This is a genomic window from Burkholderia sp. 22PA0099 (assembly GCF_047497165.1).
In the GTDB taxonomy this organism is placed as follows: domain Bacteria; phylum Pseudomonadota; class Gammaproteobacteria; order Burkholderiales; family Burkholderiaceae; genus Burkholderia.
The window spans coordinates 1910584-1926055 of sequence record NZ_CP163164.1 but is presented as its reverse complement, the minus strand read 5'-3'; the positions used below and the strand labels follow the sequence as shown (position 1 = coordinate 1926055).

The 15472-nt window shown below is 68.3% G+C and carries 15 protein-coding genes; 6 read left to right on the top strand and 9 right to left on the bottom strand.

The window, feature by feature from the left end:
- The first annotated feature begins 153 nt into the window (after nucleotides 1–153).
- The 3 genes from AB4851_RS08510 (at nucleotide 154) to AB4851_RS08500 (ending at nucleotide 3475) form a co-directional block, all read left to right on the top strand.
- Complete coding sequence (locus tag AB4851_RS08510) at nucleotides 154–1392, top strand: MFS transporter (protein ID WP_414446816.1); 1239 nt, start codon at nucleotides 154–156, stop codon at nucleotides 1390–1392.
- A gap of 129 nt (nucleotides 1393–1521) precedes the next feature.
- Entirely contained in the window at nucleotides 1522–2406 is an 885-nt protein-coding gene (locus tag AB4851_RS08505) for a LysR substrate-binding domain-containing protein (protein ID WP_414446815.1), read from the top strand.
- A gap of 136 nt (nucleotides 2407–2542) precedes the next feature.
- On the top strand, nucleotides 2543–3475 hold the full coding sequence (locus tag AB4851_RS08500; RefSeq protein WP_414446814.1) for an AEC family transporter: 933 nt from the start codon (nucleotides 2543–2545) through the stop codon (nucleotides 3473–3475).
- 75 nt (nucleotides 3476–3550) lie between these two features.
- On the opposite strand, the gene AB4851_RS08495 is transcribed toward AB4851_RS08500, so the two are convergent.
- Both AB4851_RS08495 and AB4851_RS08490 read right to left on the bottom strand, forming a co-directional pair.
- On the bottom strand, nucleotides 3551–4018 hold the full coding sequence (locus AB4851_RS08495; protein WP_414446813.1) for a YaiI/YqxD family protein: 468 nt from the start codon (nucleotides 4016–4018) through the stop codon (nucleotides 3551–3553).
- A gap of 69 nt (nucleotides 4019–4087) precedes the next feature.
- A complete protein-coding gene (locus tag AB4851_RS08490) occupies nucleotides 4088–5116 on the bottom strand; it encodes a zinc-dependent alcohol dehydrogenase family protein (protein ID WP_414446812.1) in 1029 nt (342 codons plus the stop codon).
- Between the two features lie 122 nt (nucleotides 5117–5238).
- Between AB4851_RS08490 and AB4851_RS08485 the strand changes: the two genes are divergently transcribed.
- A complete protein-coding gene (locus AB4851_RS08485) occupies nucleotides 5239–6150 on the top strand; it encodes a LysR family transcriptional regulator (protein WP_414446811.1) in 912 nt (303 codons plus the stop codon).
- Nucleotides 6151–6178: 28 nt separating this feature from the next.
- On the opposite strand, the gene AB4851_RS08480 is transcribed toward AB4851_RS08485, so the two are convergent.
- From AB4851_RS08480 to urtA, 6 genes are all read right to left on the bottom strand, one after another.
- Nucleotides 6179–7723 (bottom strand): amidase, encoded by a 1545-nt coding sequence (locus AB4851_RS08480; RefSeq protein WP_414446810.1) that lies wholly within the window; start codon nucleotides 7721–7723, stop codon nucleotides 6179–6181.
- A 98-nt stretch (nucleotides 7724–7821) separates the two neighbouring features.
- The gene (gene urtE / locus AB4851_RS08475; protein ID WP_414439976.1) at nucleotides 7822–8511 is read right to left on the bottom strand and encodes an urea ABC transporter ATP-binding subunit UrtE; all 690 of its coding nucleotides are present in this window, start codon (nucleotides 8509–8511) and stop codon (nucleotides 7822–7824) included.
- A gap of 2 nt (nucleotides 8512–8513) precedes the next feature.
- A complete protein-coding gene (urtD, locus tag AB4851_RS08470; protein WP_414446809.1) occupies nucleotides 8514–9251 on the bottom strand; it encodes an urea ABC transporter ATP-binding protein UrtD in 738 nt (245 codons plus the stop codon).
- Nucleotides 9248–10390 (bottom strand): urea ABC transporter permease subunit UrtC, encoded by a 1143-nt coding sequence (gene urtC / locus AB4851_RS08465; protein ID WP_414446808.1) that lies wholly within the window; start codon nucleotides 10388–10390, stop codon nucleotides 9248–9250. The genes urtD and urtC overlap by 4 nt, the downstream gene beginning before the upstream one ends.
- A 3-nt stretch (nucleotides 10391–10393) precedes the next feature.
- Entirely contained in the window at nucleotides 10394–11293 is a 900-nt protein-coding gene (gene urtB, locus AB4851_RS08460; RefSeq protein ID WP_414446807.1) for an urea ABC transporter permease subunit UrtB, read from the bottom strand.
- Nucleotides 11294–11355: 62 nt separating this feature from the next.
- Nucleotides 11356–12549: an urea ABC transporter substrate-binding protein gene (gene urtA, locus AB4851_RS08455; protein WP_414446806.1), complete on the bottom strand. Its 1194-nt coding sequence runs from the start codon at nucleotides 12547–12549 to the stop codon at nucleotides 11356–11358.
- Nucleotides 12550–12926: 377 nt separating this feature from the next.
- Here urtA and AB4851_RS08450 point away from each other — a divergent pair, with 377 nt between their 5' ends.
- Together AB4851_RS08450 and AB4851_RS08445 are read left to right on the top strand one after the other, a co-directional pair.
- Nucleotides 12927–14093 carry a transporter substrate-binding domain-containing protein gene (locus AB4851_RS08450; protein ID WP_414446805.1) on the top strand — a complete coding sequence of 389 codons (1167 nt, stop codon included), beginning with the start codon at nucleotides 12927–12929 and terminating at the stop codon, nucleotides 14091–14093.
- On the top strand, nucleotides 14090–14698 hold the full coding sequence (locus AB4851_RS08445) for an ANTAR domain-containing response regulator (protein ID WP_206127918.1): 609 nt from the start codon (nucleotides 14090–14092) through the stop codon (nucleotides 14696–14698). Before AB4851_RS08450 ends, AB4851_RS08445 begins: the two co-directional genes overlap by 4 nt.
- An 18-nt stretch (nucleotides 14699–14716) precedes the next feature.
- On the opposite strand, the gene AB4851_RS08440 is transcribed toward AB4851_RS08445, so the two are convergent.
- Entirely contained in the window at nucleotides 14717–15418 is a 702-nt protein-coding gene (locus tag AB4851_RS08440) for an SDR family NAD(P)-dependent oxidoreductase (RefSeq protein WP_414446804.1), read from the bottom strand.
- Nucleotides 15419–15472: the final 54 nt, after the last annotated feature.

Here is a 15472-nt window from a genome sequence, read left to right as displayed (position 1 = left end):
TTCTGCCGCCGCATCGCACCCGGCGCGATCCCGCCGGCCCGCGCGGGACATTCCGCAAGCACGCGCGAACTCATCTACACTTGCCGTTTTCTCGATTTTGCGACATGCGGCCGCACCGGCCGCGGCCCGTCCCACGACCATCGCCTACCGCTCATGCCCGCGCCTTCCGACTTGCCCGGCCGCCCGGCCAACCTGCTTGGCCTCACCACGTTCCAGCGTTTCTGGAGCGCGCGTGTGCTGTCCTCGATCTCGTTTCAGATGCTGTCGGTCGCGATCGGCTGGCATATCTATGCGCTGACCAAGAGCGCCTATGCGCTCGGGCTCGTCGGCCTCGCGCAGTTCCTGCCGATGTTCGTGCTGACGCTGGTGGTGGGGCACGTGGCGGACCGCTACGACCGGCGCCGCATCGTCGCCGTGTGCCAGAGCCTGCTGGCGGTGGCCTCGGTGGTGTTCCTGGCCGGCACGCTCGGCGGCTGGCTCAATGCGCCGGCCATCTACGCACTCGCGGCCTGCCTCGGCGCGGCGCGCGCCTTCGAGAACCCCACCGTGGCCTCGCTGCTGCCGGCCGTGGTGCCGCGCGCCGAGCTGCCGCGCGCGACCGCGCTGTCCACCTCGGCCACGCAAACCGCGATGATCATCGGCCCGGCCGCGGGCGGCGTGCTGTACGGCCTGGGACCCAGCGTGGTGTACGTGCTCGGCGTGGCGATGTTCGGCTGCGCGGCCTGCCTGATGGGCTCGCTGCAACTGACCAGCAAACCGGTTGCGCGCGCACCCGTCACGCTCGAATCGGTGTTCTCGGGCATCGCCTTCATCCGCCGCGAGCCGGCGATCCTCGGCGCGCTGTCGCTCGACCTGTTCGCGGTGCTGTTCGGCGGCGCGGTTTCGCTGCTGCCGATCTACGCGCACGACTACCTGCAAACCGGCCCGTGGGGCCTCGGCCTGCTGCGCTCGGCGCCCGCCATCGGCGCGCTGGCCGGCACGCTGTGGTTCGCGCGCTTTCCGATGCGCAAGCGGCCCGGCATGGCGATGTTCGGCGGCGTGATCGTGTTCGGCGTCGCCACGCTGGTGTTCGGCGTATCGACCTGGCTGCCGCTGTCGCTGCTGTCGCTCGCCACGCTCGGCGCGGCCGACGTGATCAGCGTGGTGGTGCGCTCCTCGCTCGTGCAGCTTCGCACACCTGACGACATGCTCGGCCGCGTGAGCGCCGTCAACGCGCTGTTCATCGGCACCTCGAACCAGCTCGGAGAATTCGAATCGGGGATCACGGCCGGCTGGTGGGGCGCGCGCCCGGCCGTGCTGGTCGGCGGGCTCGGCACGATCGCCATCGCGCTGCTGTGGATGCGACTGTTCCCGGCGCTGCGCACCATGCGCTCGCTCGAAGCCGAGAAGTAAGGCTCGAGCCGCCTCACGGTGGCGGCCAGGTTGCCGCCGCCGTCGCGCGCAGGCATCATCGGTCGAAGCCGGCGCGGCCCCGTCTTGCAGGCCGCGCCCCTCGAACCCGCCTCGCGCCCCTTCCCGCCCATGTCGATACGTGCCTTCCGCACCCTCGTCGCGATCGCCCGTCACGGCACGTTCGCACGCGCCGGCGATGCGATCGGCCTCACGCAATCGGCCGTCAGCCTGCACGTCAAATCGCTCGAAGCCGAATTCAACGTGCTGCTGTTCGACCGCTCGCGCCGCCAGCCCGCATTCACCGAGGCCGGCCGCATCGTGCTCGCGCAGGCCGAGCAGATCCTCGCGATGGTCGATGCGATTCCCGATGCACTGAGCGACGAGAAACAACTGGTCGGCCGGCTGCGCGTGGGCGCGATCCAGACGGCGCTGGCCGGGCCGATGCCGGACGCCTTGCTGGCGCTGCGCCTCGCGCACCCGGGCCTGCGCGTGCATGTGGCGGCCGGCTTGTCGTCGGCGCTCGCGCAGCGCGTGGCGGGCGGCGAACTCGACGCGGCCGTCACCACCCACCCGGTGCGCCCGCACCCGGCCGGGCTGGTCTGGCGCACGCTCTACGAGCATCGCTACTGGCTGGTCGCGCCGCCGCGCTACGAGGGCTGGAGCGTGCGTGCGCTGCTGGAGGAACTGCCGTTCATCCGCTTCGACGCGCAGGCCTGGGCCGGCCGCGAGATTGCCGCCGAACTGCGGCGCATGAGCATTCGCGTGCGCGAGGAGATGGTGCTCGACAGCACCGAAACCATCGTGCACATGGCCTCGCGCGGCCTCGGCGCGGGCGTGGTGGCGCTGCACGATTCGGTGCTGGCGCGCCTGCCGCCGGTGGTGCGGCTGCCGTTCGGGCAGCCGCAGTTGCGCAGCGCGGTGGTGCTGATCGAGCATCGCTCGCGGCCCGCGCAACGTTTCGCCGAGGCGCTGGCCGCCGAACTGATCGCGTCATCAATGAGGTTTTCTCATTGATCACCCGATAAATCACCATCATTTCTCGTGGGTCTGCGTGCTACTTTGACGACATCGTCAACCCTGCGCAGGCCCTCATGTCTTGCTTCGTTTCCCTGAATGATTCGCGCCGACGCGCGCGCCGGGCGGCCCGCCCATGAGCGGCGCGATCGTCCTGGCGCTGGTGCCCGTGGCGCTGCTGGTGGCGCTGGGCTATCTGCTCAAGCGCACCGGCTTCATCGCCGACGCGTTCTGGCCGCCCGCCGAACGGCTCTGCTACTACGTGCTGCTGCCGGCGCTGTTCGCGCACGGCCTGGCCACCGCGCGGCTCGACACGCTGCCGGTCGGGCCGCTCGCGGGGGCGCTGGTCGGCTCGACGCTGATCGTCGCGCTGGCGGTGCTGCTGGTGCGGCGCTGGGTGCGCGTGGACGGCGCCGGCTTCACCTCGGTGTTCCAGGGCGCGGTGCGCTTCAACAACTACGTGGGCACCTCGGTGGCGGCCGGCCTGCTCGGCCAGCAGGGCATCGCGCTGTCGGCCGTATGCGTGGCGGCCATCGTGCCGACCGTCAACCTGTTCTGCGTGCTGGTGTTCGCGCGCTACGGCGCGGTGAAGCTCGGGCCGGCCGCGGCGCTGCGCCAGATCGTGACCAACCCGCTGGTGGTGGGCTGCGCGATCGGCGGCGTCATGCAGGCGGGCGGGATCGCCGTGCCCGCGCCGATCGAGCCGGCCGTGCGGGCGCTCGGCGCGGCGTCGATGCCGCTCGGGCTGCTGTGCGTGGGCGCGGCGCTGCGCTTCGGCGGCACGCGCGTGTGGCTGCATCCGATGCTGGTCGCGTCGTCGTTCAAGTTCCTGGCGATGCCGCTCGCCACCGTGGCGGCCGGGCGCGCGCTCGGCCTCGGCGATGCAGTGATGACGGTGGCGCTGCTGTTCCAGGCGCTGCCGACCTCGTCCTCGTCGTACATCATGGCACGGCAGTTGGGCGGCGATGCGCCGTTGATGGCCGGCATCACGGCCGTGCAGACGCTGGTGGCGATGGTGGCCATGCCCGTGATGATGGTGGCGCTGGCGGGGCTGGCGCACACGGGTTGAACGCGGCGCGGCTGAGGCGCGGCAGAATGGAAATGCTTCGGAGTGCGAGCGTTTGCCGTGAACCGCGCGCTTCGGTCAAACCGCCGGATCGCGCGGCGCGGCATGGCGCGCGAGAAAGCGATCGAGTTGCGAGGCGAACGCCTTGCCGTCCTGCGGCGAATACGGTGCCGGGCCGCCGGTATCGACACCCGAGCCGCGCAACTGGTCGAGCATCTCGCGCATCGCCAGCCGCTCGCGAATGTTCTCGCAGCTGAACCAGCCGCCGCGCGTATCGAGCACGAACGCGCCCTTGTCGAGCGCGGCGGCGGCCAGCGGAATGTCGGACGTGATCACCAGGTCGCCCGCCTCGGCCAGCTCGACGATGCGCTGATCGGCGGCGTCGGGCGTGGCCGGCACCTGTACGGATTTCACGAAGCGCGACGGCGGCACGCGCAGGTACTGATTCGCGACCAGCGTGACGCACACTTCGACGCGTCGCGCCGCGCGAAACAGCATGTCCTTGACGACGACCGGGCAGGCGTCTGCGTCGACCAGCACTTGCATGGGGGAATCCGGGAAACAGGAAACCGGCATCTTACCGCTGTGGCGGGCCGGCGCCGGAATCGGGCTGCGTCAGGCCGCGTCGGCCACCTTGATCACCACCTTGCCGAACGGCCCGCGCGCCAGATGCTCGAACGCCTGCACGGCCTCGTCGAAGCCGTAGACGCGATCGATGACGGGCGCCACCCGGTGCGCTTCCAGGAACGGATTCATGCGCTCGAACGCGCTGCGCGGCGCCACCGCGATGCCGCGCAGCGTGGTCTGGCGGAAGATCAGCGGCATCAGGTTCAGCGCCGCGACCTGCCCGGTCAGGAAGCCGACCTGCGCGATCGTGCCCTGCACGCGGGTGGCGGCCACCGAGCGGTTGATGCCGTCGCCGCCGGCCACGTCGAGCGTGACATCGGCGCCCCGGCCGGCAGTCAGGTCCAGCACCGCGCGGTCCCAGTCGGGCTGCGTGCGGTAGTTGATGCCGTGCAGGTCCGCCCCCGGCATCAGCGCCTTGAGCCGGGCGAGGTTGCCGTCGCGGCTCGACGTGACGATCACGCGCGCGCCGTGCGCCGCCGCGATCTGCGCGGCGAAGATCGACACGCCGCCGGTGCCTTGCGCCAGCATCGTCTGGCCGGGTTGCAGGCAGCCGACGTCCATCAGCGCATACCAGGCCGTCAGCGCGGCGATCGGCAGCGTGGCGGCCTGCTCGTCGCTCATCGAGGCCGGCGCGGCCACGGCCGCATTCTCGTGAAGAATCAGGTATTCGGCCAGCGCGCCGGGCAGCGGCATGCCGAGGCAGTGATCGGGCTCGTCGGGGCCGGGCGCACCGTCGAGCCAGTGCGTGTAGAGCGTCGAATTCACGCGCGCGCCCGGCTGGAAACGCGTCACGCCGGGGCCGACGGCCACCACCGTGCCCACCGCGTCCGACACCGGAATCAGCCTGGGCGGCACGCGCTCCGGCAGGTAGATGCCGTCGACGATTGCCTTGTCGCGATAGTTCAGCGACACCGCGCCCACCTTGACGAGCAGTTCGCCGGACTTCGGCACCGGCGTGGCGACCTCGCCGCGTTGCAGATTGTTCAGGCCAAAACCATCGAGCAGCCATGCTTTCATTTCCGATCTCCTGTGGTGCCGGATGACGCCTGTCATCCCGGGAAATCAGTGTAATTTCAGCCTTTCCGTTCGGTTAGCCGATAAAATTCCCGACATTCGATCCCCTCATTCCAGAATTCATCATGATTGACCGTTTCGCGGGCGTCCGCGAGTTTGTCGCGGCAGTCGACCGGGGCAGCCTGACGGCCGCGGCGGACACGCTCGGCGTGACCGGCTCCGCGATCGGCAAAAGCATCTCGCGGCTGGAGGCGCGGCTCGGCGTGCAACTGCTGCACCGGACCACGCGACGCATCGACCTGACCACGGCCGGCGAAACCTTTCTGCAGACCTGCCGCCGCATCCTCGACGATCTCGACCAGACCGAAGCGTTTCTCGCCACCGGCCACCAGGAGCCGGTCGGGCGGCTGCGCATCGACCTGCCGACCACGTTCGGCCGCAACTATGTCGCGCCCGCGCTGCTGAACCTGACGCGCCGCTATCCGCGTCTCGACCTGGCGATTGCGTTCCAGGATCGCGCCGTGGACCTGATCGGCGAGGGCATCGATCTGGCCGTGCGCATCGGCGCGCTCGACGCCTACCCCGACCTGGTCGCGCGGCGGCTCGGCGCGCAGCGGCTCGTGATTTGCGGCTCAAACGAGTATCTGGCGCGGCGCGGCGTGCCGGACAGCGTCGACGCGCTGGCCGGGCACGATTGCCTGACCGGCTGGCAGCGCACCGGCCGCAGCAGTTGGTTGCTGGCCGACGGCAAGGGCGAGGCGTCGTATGTGGACGTGCGCGCGCGCCACGAACTGACCGACGGAGACACGCTGCTGGCCGCTTGCCTCGCCGGTTGCGGGCTCGCGCAGTTGCCGGGCTGGCTGGCGCGCGACGCCCTGCGCGCGGGCGGGCTGCGGGAGGTGCTGCCCGAGCGGGCCAGCACCATGCCGATTCATGCGATCCGGCAGAAAACGCGCCATCTGCAACCGAAGGTGCAGGTGACGATCGAGGCCATCGTCGCGCTGGCCGAGGCGGACGGCTCGGTGTTCGTGCCTTGACGACGCCGGCCGCCCTGTTCCCCGCCGCTTACCCCAGCTTCGGCGTCTTGCGATGCTGCGTGGCCTGCTCGAACGCGTAGGCGATCGCGATCAGCCCCGCCTCGCTCCACTGCCGCCCGACGAAGATGATCCCGAACGGCGAACCCGACGCGTAATACCCGGCCGGCACCGTCACGCCCGGCAGCCCGGCGATGTTCAGTTCGCCCACCGTGGTTTCCTGGATCGTCTCCTCGCCCATGAACGGCGGCAGTTCGCTGCGCATTTGCGGGAACGCCAGCGCATCGAGCCGGTGCTCGCGCATCACCGCGTCGAAGATCTTCAGATACGCGGCCTTCAGCGCGATGAACTCGGGCATCTCGGGCGGGCGCGACGGATTCGCCAGCGCGGCCCGGAAATCGGCGAGGCTGTTCAGGTAGCCGAGAATCCCGTCCGCCGCGAACACGTCCTGCTTCGCGGTGGCCGCGGCGAACTCGGCGAACGTCTTCAGCGCGGCGTCCGGCCCGAGACGCTTCAGATACTGTTCGAGATCGTACGGAATCGACTCCATCCCGCGCGCGTCGAAATTGGCGAGCGGCCCCGTCGGCTCGCGCAGCGCGGCGAAGCCGCTGCCCGCGAACGGATCGTCGATCAGCGTCGCGCCCGCCTCGCGCAGTTCCTGCTTGGCGCGCTCGTACAGGCGCGCGGCCTCGTCCGACAGCGGCTGGGTGCGCCAGCCCGCGCCATACAGGCCGATCCGCTTGCCCTTCAGCGCGTCGGCGCTCAGGCCCGCCGCGTAGCCGCCCTCGGGCTGGTGGCCAACCGAGGCCAGCGTCTTCGGGTCCTCGGCCGTGTAGCCGGCCAGCACGTCGAGGCACAGCGCGGCGTCGCGCACGGTGCGCGCGATCGGCCCGACCACGTCGCGGTTGCCCGACAGCGGCACCACGCCCGCGTTCGGCACCAGGCCGATGGTCGGCTTGATGCCGACCAGATCCTGCGACGACGCCGGGTTCTGGATCGAGCCGCCGGTTTCTTCCGCGAGACCGAGCACGGCCATCGCCGACGCCACGGCCGCTGCCGTGCCCGCGCTGCTCGCACCCGGCACGCGGTCCGGCATCACGACGTTGCGCGTGGGGCCAGCCCAGCTATCGTCGGCGTGCGTGCCCGAATGGCTCAACACCGGCACGTTGGTCTTGCCGAGCAGGATCGCGCCGGCCGCGCGCATCCGCGCCACCACCGGCGAATCGGTGGCGGGCATCAGGTCGACGCCGCCCGTCTTGCCGTACAGCAGCGACCAGCCGGCGGTGGTCGGAAAGCCGACCATGTCCATCGGGTCCTTGATCACCACCGGCACGCCGGCCAGCGGCCCGAGCGCCTCGCCGGCCGCGCGGCGGCGGTCGATCTCGCGCGCGTCGTCGAGCGCGGCAGGGTTCAGGAAGATCATTGCGTTGTACTGAGCATTGAGCGCATCGATGCGGGCGAAGCAGGCGCGCGCCAGCGATTCGGCGGTGAACGTGCCGGCGGCGAAGCCTGCCTGCACGCGCTCGACGCTCAGCGTATCGAGATCGATCGGCGTGATGTCTTGGGTCTGCGTCATGGTGTCTTCCGGATTCAGGGGTCAAACATCGCCCGCGCGCGCGGCGCGGGCGTCTCGTAGCCTGGGCCTGGCCGGGCGCAACACGCGCCCGAACCCGCTCAGACCGTCAGGAACGTCATGATCTTGTCGGCGTCGATGCCGTCGCGCGCCGCGTCGTGCACGAAGCGGCCGCGTTCGATGATCAGGAAGCGGTCGGCGATCTCCAGCGTGAACGACAGCACCTGCTCGGACACCAGCAGCGCAAAGCCGCGCTCCGCCTTCAGCCGGTTCAGCGTGCGCGCGATGTCCTTGATGATCGACGGCTGGATGCCCTCGGTCGGCTCGTCGAGGATCAGCACCTTCGGGTCCGACACCAGCGCCCGCGCGATCGCCAGCTGTTGCTGCTGGCCGCCGGAAAGATTGCCGCCGCGCCGCCGCCGCATTTCCCACAACACCGGGAATGCTTCGTAGATGTACTCGGGAATGCTCGGGCGGCGCACCCGGTCCATGCCGCTCAGGATGTTTTCCTCGACCGACACGTTCGGGAAGATCATCCGCCCCTGCGGCACGAAACCGAAGCCGGCGGCCACACGGCGATCGCTGCGCGCCTGCGCGAGATCGCAACCGTTCAGCGCGATCCGGCCGCCGCGCGACGGGATCATGCCGATCATCGCCTTCAGCAGCGTGGTCTTGCCCATGCCGTTGCGGCCCATCACCGCGAGCGTCTCGCCGGCCGCGAGCGTGAAATTCAGGTCGTGCAGCACATGGCTTTCGCCGTAATACACGTTCAGGTTCTCGACATTCAGCATGTTCAGTGTCCCAGGTAGACCTCGACCACGCGCGGGTCCTGCTGCACCGCGCTCATCGGCCCTTCGACGAGCTTCCTGCCCTGATGCAGCACCGTGACCTTGTGCGCGATCGACTTGACGAATTCCATGTCGTGCTCGATCACGATCACCGAGCGGCCGCGCGCGATCTCGCGCAGCAAATCGGCAGTCAATTCGCGCTCCTTCGCGCTCATGCCGGCCACCGGCTCGTCGAGCATCAGCAGCGCGGGCTCCTGCATCAGCAGCATGCCGATCTCCAGCCACTGCTTCTGGCCGTGCGACAGCAGCCCCGCGCGGCGGCCGAGCTGATCGGCGAGGAACACCTTCGCGGCGGTCTCGTCGATCGCCTCGCGCAGCGCCGCGTCGCGCCGGAAGAACAGCGAGCCGAACACGTCGCGCTTGCGCGGGTAGGAAATTTCCAGGTTTTCTTCGACCGTCAATTCCTCGTACACCATCGGGTTCTGAAACTTGCGGCCGACGCCGGCGCGCGTGATCTGGTATTCGAGCATCCGCTCGAGATGGTGGCCGTTGAAGCGAATGGTGCCCGCGGTGGGCCTGGTCTTGCCGCAGATCATGTCGAGCAGCGTGGTCTTGCCCGCGCCGTTCGGGCCGATCACGACATGCAGCTCGTTCGCGTCCACGTAGAAGTTCAGATCGTCGATCGCCTTGAAGCCGTCGAACGACACGGTCAGGTTCTCGACCGACAACACGACGTCGTTCATTGCGCGCCCTCCCGATCCGACGTGAACGATTGCAGCAACCCGGCCAGCCCCTTCGGCAGGTACATCGGCACCACGATGAACAGCGCGCCGATCAGGTACATCCAGAAGCCGACGAAATGTTCGGACAGGTAACTTTTTGCCGCGCCCACCACCAGCGCGCCGTACACCGCGCCGACCAGCGACAGCCGCCCGCCCACCGCCGCGTAGATCACCATCTCGACCGACGGCACGATCCCGCAGATCGACGGCGACGCGAACCCCACCTGCAGCGTGAACAGCGCGCCGCCGATCGCCGAGCACATCGCGGCGGCCGCGAACACGAACGCCTTGAACATGGCCGGGTCGTAGCCCGAGAAGCGAATCCGGTCCTCGCGATCGCGGATCGCCACCAGCACCTTGCCGAGCCGGCTGCGCACGATGAAACGGCCGAGCAGCACGACGGCGAGCAGCAGCACCGCGCCGACGTAATACAGCACGCGCACCGCGCCGTTGCTCTGCACGTTGTAGCCCATGAAGGTCGGCAGGTTGGTGATGCCGTTCACGCCGCCCGTGTAGCCCTGCTGGCCGATGATCACGATCGACAGGATCGAGGCCAGCGCAAGCGTGACGATCGAGAAGTACACGCCGCCCACGCGCTTGCGGAAGTTCGCGTACGCCAGCAGGAACGCGAGCGCGGCCGGAATCAGCAGGATCGCCGGAATCACGAAGCCGACGTGCGCGAACGGCTTCCACCAGAATGGCAGCTCGGTGATGCCGTTCCAGGTCATGAAATCGGGCACCGGCGGGCCGCCGTCGCTGGCGCCGAACACGGCGGCGGCAGGGTCGGCCGCCGTGGCCTCCAGCTTCATGTTCATCGCCATGAAATAGCTGCCCAGCCCGAAGAAGATGCCCTGGCCCAGGCTCAGGATGCCGCCGTAGCCCCACGCGAGCACCAGGCCGGCCGCGCAGAACGCGAACGTCAGGTACTTCGCGAACAGGCCCAGGCGGAACGTGTCGCACAACAAGGGAATGGCCACGAGCAGCACGATCGCGAGGCCCACCACGCTGTAGCGGTTCGCGAACGCGGCGAGGCTGCCGCCGGCCGGCGTGCCGACGGGGCGCGCGCCGGGCGCGACGGATGCGGACGAAAGATCTTTCATGGTTTACCGCCGAAGTTTGAGCGCGAACAGGCCGTTGGGCCGGAAATACAGCGCGACGATCACGAGCAGCAGGATCACGGCCTTCGCCATCGAGCCGCTCAGCACCATCTCGAACAGCGACTGCATCTGCCCGATCGAGAAGGCCGACAGGAACGTGCCGACCAGGCTGTCCACGCCGCCGAACACCACCACCACGAACGTGTCGACGATGTATTGCTGGCCGGTGACCGGGCCGGTGGAGGCGAGCAGCGTCAGCGCGCTGCCGGCGATGCCGGCCAGCCCGCAGCCGAGCCCGAACGTGACCGCATCCACCCGCTGCGCGTCGATGCCGGCCGCGCTGGCCATCGCGCGGTTCTGCATCACGCAGCGAATCCGCAAGCCCCAGCGGCTGCGAAACAGGAACAGGAACACCGCGAGCGCGACGCAGCCGGTCAGGCCGATGATGAACAGCCGGCTCAACGGGATGGTGGTGTTGCCGAGCGTCCACGCGCCCTGCAGCCAGCTCACGGTCGGCACGCTCACGTCCACCGGCCCGAACAACTGGCGGAACACCTGTTGCAGCACCAGCGACAGGCCCCAGGTGGCGAGCATGGTGTCGAGCGGGCGCTTGTAGAGGCGCCGGATCATCACGCGCTCCAGCAGCACGCCCACCGCGAACGTGGTGGCGAACGCCACCAGAATGCCCACGAGAAAGTACGCGCCCATCAGCGACGGCAGCCAGCGCTGGAAGATCTGCGCGCACAGGTAGGTCATGTACGCGCCGAGCGCCATCAGCTCGCCGTGCGCCATGTTGATCACGCCCATCAGGCCGAACACGATCGCGAGGCCGAGCGCCATCAGCGCGAGCACGGTGAACATCGACAGGCCGTTGAAGACCTGCGTAAGCAACATATCGAGAGTCATGGTCGATCACCGGGAAAGCGCGTGGCCGGGGGCGGCCACGCCGGAAGCGGAAGCCCGCTCGCTTACAGCTTCGGGAACGGGTTCGGCTCGATCAGCGGCGATTCGTACAGGATGTCGACCTGGCCGTCGGCGCGGAACGCGCCGATCCGCGCGTGCTTCCACAGGTGATGGTTGGTCGCGTGGAAGCGCACCTTGCCTTCCGGCGCGTCCCATTCCAGGCCGGACGAGGCGGCCACCACCTTCTCGACCTGCAGCGATTTCGCCTTCTCGGCCGCGAGCTTCCACAGATGCACCGAGGTGTAGCTCGCCTCCATGGTGTCGCCGAGCACGCGGTTCTGGCCGTAGCGCTTCTTGAACGCGCCGACGAACGCCTGGTTCGCGGGCGTCTTGATGCTCTGGAAGTAGCCCATGCAGCTCAACACGCCGACCAGGTTGTCGTTGCCGATGCCGTAGGCCTCTTCCTCGCTGACGGCCAGCGCCATGATGGCCTGGTTGCGGCCGTTGATGCCGGCGGAATTGAGCTGCTTGAACAGCGCGACGTTCGAGCCGCCCACGATGGTCGACAGGATCACGTCGGGCTTGGCGGCCTTGATCTTGGCGATCACCGACGAGAACTCCACCGCGCCGAGCGGAAAGTAGTCCTCACCGACCACCGTGCCGCCCGCCTTCGCCACCACCGGATGCGCGATCCGGTTGATGGTGCGCGGCCACACGTAGTCCGATCCGATCAGGAAGAACTTCTTGCCCTTGTTCTTCGCGAGCCAGTCGATCGCCGGAATCACCGACTGCGTGGCTTCCTGCCCCGTGTACATGATGTTCTTCGACATCTCGAGGCCTTCGTAGTAGCACGGGTAGTACAGCAGCCCGTTGTAGCGCTCCATCACGGGCAGCACCGCCTTGCGCGAGGCCGACGTATGGCAGCCGAAGATCACCGACACCTTGTCGCTTTCGAGCAGCTTCTGGGCCTTCTCGGCGAAGGTCGGCCAATCGCTCGCGCCATCCTCCACGATCGTCTGGACCGGCCGGCCGAGCACCCCGCCGTTGGCGTTCAGCTCGTCGATCGCTATCTTCTCGGCATCGACGATGTGCGCTTCGGCAATCGCCATCGTGCCGGTCAGCGAGTGCAGGATGCCGACCTTGATCGGGTCCGCCGCGGCCAGGGCAGAACGGCTCGCCAGCGTCGCGACCGCGGGAAATGCACCCGCCGCGACGGACGCGAGGGCACTCTTGATGAACGTACGTCGATTGGCTGTCATCGCTACCTTCGAAAAAATGAAGAAAAAAAAGCCCGACGACCAGCGTGTGCTGGACGTCGGGCTTCCGTGGCCGTTGCAGTGTCGGACGCCTTTGTCCGACACCGCGCAATCAGTGAGTACTCCGTGGCAAGGCGTAATGTCTCCTTGGCATGGGCGAAACATATCGCAGTGAAAAATCCGTGGCAAGCGGAAATTTTCGAGGCCGCGCGCGCCGCCCCGCGCCCGCCATGCGGGCCGATCCCGGTTTGTTTTCCTGCCCGCGAATCGGTTATGGTCACGACGACACGCCGCGAAGCGTGCCGCGCCGCACCCGCTCGGGTGCGCCCCGCGCGGCGCTTCGCGGCCTCGATTCCTCTTACCGTTGCTTCGTCCTTCTCATGACTTCATCGCACCGCGACCCGATCCGGATCGGCGTCCTGCTTTCCGAAACCGGCGTGACCGCCCCGATCGAACGGTCCCAGCAGCGCGCCACGCGCTTCGCGACCGAGGAGATCAACGATGCCGGCGGCATCGACGGCCGCGAGGTCGAACTGGTGCTGTGCGACCCCGCCTCGCGCCCCGCGCGCTACGCCGAGCTGCTGACCGGCATGATCGCCAACGAGCGGATTCGCGTGGTGGTGGGCTGCTACATGTCGAGCACGCGCAAGGCGGTGCTGCCGGTGCTCGAACGCCACAACGCGCTGCTGCTGTATCCGACGCTGTACGAAGGCTTCGAATGCAGCCGCAACGTGATCTACACCGGCGCGGCGCCGAACCAGAACAGCTTCCCGCTGGCCGACTACATGCTGCGCAATCACGGCAAGCGCGTGTTCATGATCGGCTCCGATTACATCTATCCGTACGAAGCGAATCGCGTGATGAGCGATCTCGTGTTCGAGAACGGCGGCGAGAAGGCGGGCGAGATCTACCTGCCGCTCAACGCCGGCTACGACGCTTATCGCGACGCGATGAAGAAGATCGTTGCGGCCGCACCCGATTTCATCTATTCGACGGTGGTGGGCATCGGCATGGCGCATATCTACCGCGCGTATGCCGAAGCCGGCCTCGATCCGGCGCGCTGCCCGATCGCCACGCTGTCCACCACCGAAACCGAATTCACGGCGATGGGCGCGGAGATCGGCGAAGGCCACATCACGTCGTCGCCGTATTTCCAGTCGGTCGACACGCCGGCCAACCGCGACGTGCTCGCACGCTTTCGCCGCCGCTTTGGCGAGGATATGGTGACCGACATGTGCTGGGAGGCGGCCTATTTCCAGATGCATCTGCTGGCCGACGCGATGCGGCGCACCGGCGGCGACGAGCCCGATGCGCTGCTGCGCACGCTGCCCGGCCTGGAATTCGATGCGCCGCAGGGGCGCGTCAAGATCGACGAGCAGAATCACCACACCTACCTGCGCCCGCGCATCGGCCGGCTCAATGCGCACGCGCAGTTCGACATCCTGCACGAAGCGCCCGACTGGGTGCGCCCCGATCCGTTCGTGATCGCGTTCGGCGACGACACCGGCGCCGCCGCACTCGAAATGGCCGACGGGGGGCGCGAATGAAACCGTTTCATACCGCCCGCACGCCGGAAGTCCTGCGTGCGATCCGTTCGCTGCATGTCGCCGTGATCCATCCCGACGACGACGATCGCGCCGAACTGATCGCGCAACTGAGCCGGATCGGCTGCCGCGTCTGCACGTTCTGGCCGCACGCCGCCGAGCTGCCCGACAACGTCGACCTGGTGTTCCTGGCGGTGCGCCCCGAGTCGCTCGCGGTCGAACTGACCTGGCGCGACCGGCGCGACGCGCCGCCAGTGATTCCGGTGGTGACCTACGAGAACCCGATCATCATCGAGGCCGTCATGCAGCTCGATGCGCATTGCGTGATTCCGTCGCCGGTGCGTTCGTTTGGCGTCCTGACGGCGATTTCGGTGACGATGTTCCAGCACCGCAATCGCCAGCAACTGGAGCGGCGCGTCAAGCGCAACGACGAGAAGGCCACCGAGCGCCGCCAGATCCAGCGCGCCACCGCGATCCTCAGCGAAAGCAACGGCATTTCGGAAGACAAGGCCTACGAACTGTTGCGCACGAAATCGATGACCGACCGCACGCCGATCGAACAGATCGCCAACGCGATCATCAACGCGAGCCAGATGTTGCGGATGTGAATGTGCGGCGGCCCGGGCTCACCACGGCACCGTCAGCCCCTGGTAGTCGAGATACTGCAGCCCCGCGCGGCCGGCCTGCGCCGCCATGGTGTCGAGCAGCTTCGGGATGCTGTCGTCGATGCCGAGCCGCGCCTGCGGGCCGCCCATCTCGGTGCGCACCCAGCCCGGCGCCATCAGCAGCAGCGTGCGCGGGTCGTCGGCGTGGCGCGCCGCGAAGCTGCGCATGAACATGTTCAGCGCGGCCTTGCTGGCGCGATACACCTCGTAACGGCCGTTCAGGTTGTTGGTCACGCTGCCCTGCCCCGACGACATCACGCCGATCGTGCCGCCCGGCGGCACCAGTGCTTCAAGTGCTTCAATCACCCGCATCGGGCTCAGTGCGTTGGTGACCATCACGCGCACGAATTCGTCGGTCGACACGTCGGCCACCGTTTCGCGATCGTCGTTCTTGACGCCCGCGTTGACGAACAGCACGTCGAGCCAGCGGCCCGCCAGGCGCTCGCGCAACGCGGCCAGTTCGTCGGGCATGGTGATATCGAGCGTTTCGACTTCGAGCGCGCCGCCCGCGTCGCGCGAGCGCTGTTCGAGCGGCGCGGTGGAATGGCGGCGGCCGGTGGCGATCACGCGCCAGCCGCGTTTCAGGTAGCCGTCGACCATCGCGAGGCCGAGGCCGCGCGATGCGCCGACAATCAATACGGTGTGCTGATGGTTTGCTGTCATGTGGCGTGCCCTCATCGAGTGGCCGGCGCGATCGCCAGCCGATGAACGCACTGT